The 228-nt window shown below is 52.6% G+C and carries 1 protein-coding gene; it reads left to right on the top strand.

Going from position 1 to position 228, the window contains the following annotated elements:
* On the top strand, nt 1-228 hold a 228-nt coding region (locus G6Q48_RS22040; protein ID WP_442959098.1), incomplete at both ends, for a hypothetical protein.

The raw sequence follows: 228 nt of genomic DNA, 5'->3' as shown, positions 1-228 counted from the left end.
GAAGAAAGCGGAAACGGAAAGCCAAACCACCCGTGAGGCTTTAGCGAAGCAGCAAGCGGATGCAAAAGCATTAGCGGAGAAAAACCAGCAACTGACCGCCGAGCTGCAACAAAAAGCGCAACAAGCAGGCAAAATTCAAGCCTCTTTAGCCGAGCAGACCGCGAAGGCAGCTCAGAAAGTGGCGTTAGAAGCCGAACTGGCTGAGGCGAAAAAACAGTTAGCCGAGCA

The organism is Providencia sp. M-27, from assembly GCF_011077905.1.
Classification (GTDB): domain Bacteria; phylum Pseudomonadota; class Gammaproteobacteria; order Enterobacterales; family Enterobacteriaceae; genus Providencia; species Providencia huaxiensis.
The sequence above is the reverse complement of the archived record's forward strand: the minus strand, read 5'-3'. Positions and strand labels throughout refer to the sequence as shown.